We start from the raw sequence: 7,543 nt of genomic DNA, 5'->3' as shown, positions 1-7,543 counted from the left end.
GCGGCGCGAGGTGTTCGTCGTCGCATCGTTCGCGACCGGTGCGGTGGTCGCGGTGAGCGGCGCGATTGGCTTTGTCGGGCTCGTGACGCCGCATCTGTGCCGTCGCGTCGTCGGCGCCGAGCACGGCCGGCTGCTGCCGGTCGCCGCGCTGACGGGCGCAATCATGCTCGTGTGGGCCGATGTCGCCGCGCGCACGCTCGCGGCACCGGAGGATCTGCCGATCGGTATCGTGACCGCGCTGTTCGGCAGCCTGTTCTTCGTCGCGCTGTTGCGGCGGCGGTGAGCGGCGGGTGCTGAGCGGCCGGCGATGCGCGGCCGGCGGGAGCGGGGCGACGCATCATGTGCCGCCGTGCCGCCGTGCCGCCGTGCCGCCGTGCCGCCGTGCCGCCGTGCCGCCGTGACGTCGTGCCACCTCACCACCGCTCCGCCTCGCCACCGCGCATCCGCTTAGCGAAGCGGTGAAGCTGCGCCGGCCAGGTCGGCCCGGCCGCGTGCCGGACTCGCCTGCGCGTTGCTGAGGAAGTCCGGCAAGGTCCGCGCCGGCAGCGAAATCACGAAGCGTGCGCCGCCGAGCGGCGAATCCTCGAGCCGCACATTACCGCCGTGCACGAGCGCGACGCGCCGCACGATCGCCAGCCCGAGACCGAACCCGCCGGTCTGCCGGTCGCGGCTCGAATCGAGCCGCTGGAACGGTTCGAACACGCGTGCGCGCTCGGCGGCGGGAATGCCGGGGCCGTCGTCGTCGACGCTCAGCACCAGCGCACCGGACGCATCGTGCGTCGCGGACAGCAGGACCGTGCGCGCCGCATAGCGCGCGCTGTTGCGGATCAGGTTGAGCAGCGCGCGGGCGACGAGTTTCGGATCGCACACGTGGGTGGCGGGTGCGCCGGTCGTCGACACGTCGAGCGTGATGCCGCGATCGGCGACGTCGTTCGCGACGTTGCCGGCGACGCTGTCGATCAGCGCATCGACGACGACGTCCATCGGCGCGAGCTCGCTGGCGCCTTGTTCGAGGCGCCCGATCGTCAGCAGCTCCGTCACCAGGTCGTCGAGTTCGCGCACGTCGCGCCGCAGTTCGTCGCGGCGTTCGCGCATCCGGCCGCTCTCGTCGGATTCGGCGAGCAGCGCGAGCCCGAATTCGAGGCGGGCGAGCGGGGTCTTCAGCTCGTGCGAGATCCCGTGCATCATCTCGCGCTGCTGCTTGATCGACGCCTCGATCCGCTCGGCCATGTCGTTGAATTGCTGCGACAGCTCGTAGATGTTCGACCGGCCGGACAGCTTCACGCGTGTCGACAGGCGGCCCGCGCCGAACGCATGGGCGGCGGCCTGCAGCCTGCGCAGGTCGCGCCAGTGATACGAGATCCACAGCACGACCGCGAGCAGCGCGGCGAGCGCGAGCAGCAAGTAGGCGTAGATCTTGATGTCGAGGTCGAAGGGCTGGATCGGGCGGGCATGCAGCACGGAACCGTCCGCGAGCGGCATGTAGTAATCCTTGCCGTCGTAGCCGATTGCGATCTTGCCGGCGTCGAGGTCGCGCAGTGGCGCGCCGCTCAGTTGGGCGCGGGCTTGTGCCATCGTCACGAAGTCGAATCCTTCATTGCCGTGCTTCGCGAGCTCACGCAGCGCGACCGTGCGCTGCGCGCCCGGATGGCGTTCGAGATAATCGTTCAGCACGAACGCATAGGTCGTCAGCGAGTCTCGCTGCGCCTGCGCCGCGCGTTCGTAGAAGATCCGGTCGAACGAGAACTCGATGAACGCGATCGATCCGGCGACGCACAGGATCACGATGAGGTACAGCCTGATCAACGGGCGCAGCATTTATTCGTCCCACGCGGAAGGGCTGAACAGGTAGCCGCGGCCCCAGATCGTCTTGATCTTGTGCGGCTCCGACGATGCATCCTCGAAACGGCGCCGCAGCTTCGAGATGCCGGAATCGACCGAGCGGTCGAGCCCGTCGAACTCGATCCCGCGCAACTGCTTCAGGATGTCGTCGCGGCTCAGCACGGTGCCGGCCGCGCGCGCGAGGATCAGCAGCAGGTTGAATTCGGCCGTCTTCAGGTCGACCGGTTCGCCGCGCCACGTGACCGTGCGGTTCGGCGGCGAGATCGTCAGTTCGCCGAATATCAGCGCGTCGGGCGCGGCGGCGGGTGTTTCCGTCGCGGCCGGCCGTGCCCGGCGCAGCAGCGCGCGGGCGCGCGCGACCAGCACGCGCGGCTCGATCGGTTTCGTCACGTAGTCGTCGGCGCCGGTTTCGAGGCCCGCGACCTGGTCGTAGACGTCCGCGCGCGCGGTGAGAATCAGCACCGGCACGTTGGTGAATGCGCGAATGCGCCGGCATACTTCCATCCCGTCGAGATTCGGCAGCATCAGGTCGAGTATCACGAGTGCGGGCTCGTGCTCGCGCACCGCCGCGACGGCCAGGTCGCCGCGCCGCACGACCGTTACCGTGAATTCATAGTTGTCGAGGTATTCGCGCACGAGCTGCGCAAGGCGGTCGTCGTCCTCGATCAGCAGCACACGGTATTTGAGCGGATTGTCGTACATGGTCTCCTCGATATGCGCGCGTCGTCCCGGCTGCCGGCAGGCGGGCGCGCGGCGCGGCACGCGAATTCTAGCCGGCGTTTCGGCGCCCCGGGCAGCAGGACGACAATCGCGAACAATCAAACACAATTGAGCACAGATTCCCCGCAGATTACGGACAACCCCGGTGCACGGCGGCACCTAGACTGCGGGCTCCGTCACTCATATCTCAATATTGTGCGCTCAACCCTTCGCCGTTCCCGCTATTGCGTGCCGCTTGCCGGCCTCACCCTTGCCGCCGCCGCTCACGCGGAAAACCAGTATTCGATTTCGCTCGGCGGCGGGTTCGCGCCGCGCTACCCGGGGAGCAACCAGTATCGCGGCGTCGTCGCACCGGGGCTTTCCGCGAAGTTCGGCAATGGCTTCTTCATCGACGGTCGCGAAGGCGCCGGCTACCGGTTGGACCTGCCGCACGGTGCGTTCGTGTCGGCGGCAGTGAGCTACGACCCGGGCCGCGCGGACGAGAACCGCTTCGACCTGCCGGGTTCGGATTACCTGAAGGGGATGGGCCGGATTCCGGGCTCGGTGCTCGTCGGCGTGCGGGCCGGTGTGACGCTGCTCGACTCGGCCGAACTGAGCGTCACGGTCGACACGCCGGTGACGCATACGTCGCGCGGCGTATCCGGGCATGTCGATCTCGCGGTGCCGGTGTTCAAGACCGCGCAGCACGAGATCATCGTGACGGGCAGTGTGCATGCCGGCACCGGACGCTATACGCAGACGTTCTACGGCGTGACCGATGCGCAGTCGATGACGAGCCGCTTCCGGCCATATTCGACGAGCGGCGGGATCGACAGTGCGACGATGTCGGTCGCATGGAACTGGAACCTGTCGCGGCACTGGTCGGTGCTCGCGACGGGCGGCGTGACGCGGCTGCTCGGGCGCTATGGCGACAGCCCGATCGTGCAGTCGCGCAGCAACTACTACGGGATGGCCGGCGCGACCTACAAGTTCTGAACGGGTGGCGCGCGCATGCCGGCCGCGATGCGTCGGTGTCGCGCCGTTGCCGCGCATCGCGTGCGGTAACATGCAGGCGGTTCCGGCACCACGCCGGGCCCGCGACGCCGGTGCGCCGAATCGATTCGACCGCGTCACGCAACGCCGCCGTGTGCCGGCCGGCATCCGTCAGGAAACGGCCGGTGACGCGCGGCACCCATCACGCATGCAATGCCCGGCCGTGCACGACTGCCGTACATGGAGCCGCCGGGCCGCGACAGGGAGAAGCCGGTGAAGAATACGATCGCGATGCTCGTTGCGCTCGTTGCGAGCGCAACCTTTGCAGGATGTGCGGACATGAACACGAAGCACCCCAACGCCACCGCCGGCGGCGCGGCGCGAAACGCCGCGCCGATGTGCAGCGCAGACGCCGCGCCGGACGATGCGCTGATCGGCAAGACCGAAACCGAGGCGGCCGCGCTGCTCGATGGTTGCCTGTGGCGCGTGCTCGAGCGCGACGGCAAGTCGTTGCCGGGCACGATGGACTATCGCGAGGAACGCCGCGATCTCGGCATTCGCGACGGCAAGGTGATCTGGGTGCGGCGCGGGTGATGGATAGGGCCGGCGGGGCCGGCCGAGCCGCATACCGTTTGCCGGCCGCGACGGGCGTGCGAACCCGTGCGCGTTACTTCGAGATATACCAGAGCGCGTCGGTGCTGACGCGCGCGGCCGGCGCCTGAGGGGTTGCGGCCGGCGGCGGCGTATTCGACGTCACCGCGGTGGGCCACGTGGCCGGCGTGTTCGACGCGGGTGACGAGGTTGACGCCGGCGCGGTATTTGCCGTATTCGCGGCCGCTGTCGATCCCGACGTCGACGGCGTGTTCAGATACCACAGCGCGTCGGCCGACGCCGTGCGCTTGGCCGACGCATTCGCGGGCGGTTTCCCCGCAGGCGTCGTGGCAGCCGTCGTTGCCCCCGAACGTGATGCTCCTGCCGCGGTTCCAGCCCCTGCCTGCGTCGTTGCACCCGCCGCGCCGCGCTGCGCGCGCGCCTCGAACGGCCCGAGCTGGAAGATCAACGTTTGCGCGGGGCGCGTCAGAACGGCATACGGGAACTGCAGCTCCCACGACATCAGCACGCGGCCCGACGACGTTTCGGTGAAGATCGCCGGCATATGCTTCATGTCGCTGAACTGCACGTAGATCCGCGCACCGTCGTCGAACACCTGGGTCGGCTTGGCCTGGTCGGCGCCCGTGACGGTCCAGCCGAAGTTATACGTGCCGGCCGGGCCGGCGGGACCGCCTTGCGGCGACGGCGGTGCGGCCGGTGACAGCGTGCGGGCCCGCGCGGCCGGCGGCGCGGATACGCTCAGGCTCGCGAACGGGTTGTACGCCTGCACCTGCTGCGGCGGCGTAAAGGAGGGGGGCAGGATGGGCATGGGAGTATCCGGCGAATCCGGCATGGTCCGGATTGCATCATAGACCTTGCGGGCATACGCGAGGCGCTTGTCGGGCGACGCGGCGTTGTACGCGCCGATCGCGGTCCAGTTGGCGCCGAGCTGGCGGATGTTCTGCGACAGGATCCACGCGCCGACGTACGCGTTGGTGCACGCATCGAACAGGCTTTCCCGCGTGATGCCTTCGCGCGCGAGCGTCGGCAGCCAGGTGCTGTTGATCTGCATCAGGCCGATGTCGACGGTGCCGTTCGTGTTGGTGTTGACGGCGTTCGGATTCATCCCCGATTCGACCTGCGCGATACCGCGCAGCAGGCTCACGCTCACGTGCTGGAACGTGGCTGCATCGTCGAGGCAGTCGGCCCACGCGGCCCCGTGCAGCGCGCACGACAGCGCGATCGTCGCGGCGATCTTCGGCGTGGCGTGGCTGATCGAACGGGCAGTATGACGCGGCATGGCAGGATGGGGCGGGATCCGGCCGCCCGGTGCAAGGAAATTACGCAGACGCGAAGTGTGCCATAGCGCGCAGTCAAATGGCTCGCGTCAAACTTTCCTTTGCATTTGCCGGTGCGTTTATCGCGCATTTTTCGCTGCGCCGGGATCGCCGCGCGACCGGATGGAATCGGTAAAAACGGCTGATTTTCGCGCGCATGCCGACGCCCGATCGCAGTCGCAATACTGACGCCGCGCGTCAGTTGCGCCGCGAATGCGGAATACGGCGATGAATCGCGCAGCGATGTGAACGGAACATGGCGCGGCCCCGGAAACGGCGACGGCGGCCGTAGCCGCCGTCCTGGCGAATCCATCATCGGAATCCGTAATCCGATACCGACCGGCCGGCCGCGCGACACCGCGATGGCGCGACAGCGCACGCAGCCGGCCGTCGTCGATCAGAAGCGGTGACGCAGGCCGAGGTTGACCAGCGTCTGCGAGCTCGTGCCCGCATAGCCGTACGAGGCGATCGACGCCTGCGCGGCCATCGATCCGCCGTGACCATCGCCGGTCTGGCCGCTCGCATGCTGGTACGCGGCGCTCAGGTACACGTCGGTACGCTTCGACAGGCTGTAGTCCGCGCCGGCCGATACCTGGTGATAGGTCGCCGACGTATCGCCGCCCGAGCGCGTATAGCTGTAGCCGACGCCGACGAGCAGCGCATCGGTCGCCTGGTAGTTCACGAAGCCTTGCCCGGTGTTGTAGTGCTCGTTCGAATCGAACGCCGAGCTTGCGTCGCGACGGTACTGCGCGTTGCTGTAGCCGAGGCCGAACGTGAACGGGCCGGCGACGTACTGGCCCGCGATGCGGGCGATGCCGATCGAGTGCGCGCTCGCATAGCCGTTGTTGATCGGGCCGTCGAAGGTGCCGTCCGACGAGCTGGTCCAGCCGTTGCGCAGGCCGTTCGACGCGGGGCTGTTGGTCGCGTGGAAATAGCCGCCGGCGACGCTGAACGGCCCGTTGTTGTACGACACGGCTGCCGAATACGATTGCGCGGCGCCGGTACTGCCGGCGATGCCGCCGAACGAGTACATCGCGGAGAACTGCAGGCCCGAATAAACGGCCGACGTGTACTTCACCGCATTGTCGACGCGGAAGCTGTTGTCGTAGTTGTCGACGTCGCCCGGCGTCGCGAACACGCTGCCGAGATAGTTGTCGGCGGTGATGCCCTGCACGAGGTCGACGAGCGGATCGTACTGGCGGCCGAACGTGAGGGTGCCGTAGCGCTTGCTCGTCAGCCCGACGAATGCCTGCCGGCCGAACAGGCGGCCGCTCTGGCCCTGCCGGCCGTTGCTCGGGTCGAAGCCGTTCTCGAGCTGGAACAGCGCCTTGAGCCCGCCGCCGAGATCTTCGGTGCCTTTCACGCCCCAGCGGCTGCCGGAGAGGTTGCCGGCGCTGCTGTTGCCGAGCATCCATGCGTTGTCCTTGCCCTGCGCGTGATTCACGTACGTGATCGACGTGTCGATCACGCCGTACAGCGTCACGCTCGACTGCGCGTGCGCGGCGGGGATCGCGGCGAACGACGCGAGCGAAATCAGCGAGAGGGTCGTGCGTTTCATTTCATCTCCTTGCCATTGGCGTGCTTGAACCGGAATGGCAGGAGACTACAGAGCCGTCGCCGAACGGCAAAAATGGAATTCTCCGATGTGACCTAAAGCAGACAGGCGCATGCTGCGCAAAGGCTTGTTGAGAGATTTGGATTATTGAACACTGTGTGCTAATCGACCCGAATTTCAAGATAGTGCGATCGGCGTATTGCCGGATTCGTGATAATTCCAGGGGATTTTCGATGGGATTTCGCTAAAACGGCGTTCGTGATGGATTCGTCAATTCATTATTGAATGGAATCGAATCGCGCGATGCGGGCCGAATATGCTATTGCACGTGTCCCACTTGTTTCATGCAATCGCCGCGCGTCGCGCATGACGGCGCGCGGCTTCGGAGAGGAACCTTGATGAACCGGAAGATGAAGACGGGCGTCGCGCGCGCCGTGGTGGCCGGCACGCGGCGTCGTGCGTTGCGCTCGCTCGCGGGCGCGGCGTTCGCCCTGTACGCGGGCCTGTCGGCCAGCGCGCCCGCGCG

At 67.5% G+C, this 7,543-nt stretch carries 7 protein-coding genes; 3 read left to right on the top strand and 4 right to left on the bottom strand.

Translation table 11 applies throughout. The annotated features are described in order from the left end of the window. Positions 1-283 (top strand): iron chelate uptake ABC transporter family permease subunit (locus F3J14_RS32365; protein WP_166726387.1); only part of this gene is annotated, 283 nt, incomplete at its 5' end. Between the two features lie 164 nt (positions 284-447). Here the strand turns inward: F3J14_RS32365 and F3J14_RS32360 are convergent. Together F3J14_RS32360 and F3J14_RS32355 are read right to left on the bottom strand one after the other, a co-directional pair. Then, positions 448-1,818, bottom strand: a complete 1,371-nt coding sequence (locus F3J14_RS32360; RefSeq protein WP_166726386.1) for an ATP-binding protein — start codon at positions 1,816-1,818, stop codon at positions 448-450. Beyond that, on the bottom strand, positions 1,819-2,544 hold the full coding sequence (locus tag F3J14_RS32355; protein WP_166726385.1) for a response regulator: 726 nt from the start codon (positions 2,542-2,544) through the stop codon (positions 1,819-1,821). Positions 2,545-2,790: 246 nt separating this feature from the next. On the opposite strand from F3J14_RS32355, the gene F3J14_RS32350 reads away from it, so the two are divergent. Beyond that, positions 2,791-3,537, top strand: a complete 747-nt coding sequence (locus tag F3J14_RS32350) for a MipA/OmpV family protein (protein WP_166726384.1) — start codon at positions 2,791-2,793, stop codon at positions 3,535-3,537. A 270-nt stretch (positions 3,538-3,807) separates the two neighbouring features. Then, the gene (locus F3J14_RS32345) at positions 3,808-4,128 is read left to right on the top strand and encodes a hypothetical protein (RefSeq protein WP_166726383.1); all 321 of its coding nucleotides are present in this window, start codon (positions 3,808-3,810) and stop codon (positions 4,126-4,128) included. Positions 4,129-4,201: 73 nt separating this feature from the next. Here the strand turns inward: F3J14_RS32345 and F3J14_RS32340 are convergent, their stop codons facing one another. Both F3J14_RS32340 and F3J14_RS32335 read right to left on the bottom strand, forming a co-directional pair. Then, positions 4,202-5,425: a transglycosylase SLT domain-containing protein gene (locus F3J14_RS32340; protein ID WP_166726382.1), complete on the bottom strand. Its 1,224-nt coding sequence runs from the start codon at positions 5,423-5,425 to the stop codon at positions 4,202-4,204. Positions 5,426-5,859: 434 nt separating this feature from the next. Further along, positions 5,860-7,020 carry a porin gene (locus F3J14_RS32335; protein ID WP_166726381.1) on the bottom strand — a complete coding sequence of 387 codons (1,161 nt, stop codon included), beginning with the start codon at positions 7,018-7,020 and terminating at the stop codon, positions 5,860-5,862. Positions 7,021-7,543: the final 523 nt, after the last annotated feature.

Source organism: Burkholderia sp. Tr-862, assembly GCF_011753085.1.
Taxonomy (GTDB): Bacteria; Pseudomonadota; Gammaproteobacteria; order Burkholderiales; family Burkholderiaceae; genus Burkholderia; species Burkholderia ambifaria.
Note: the sequence above shows the minus strand (reverse complement) of the source record. Positions and strands in the feature narration are given on the sequence as shown.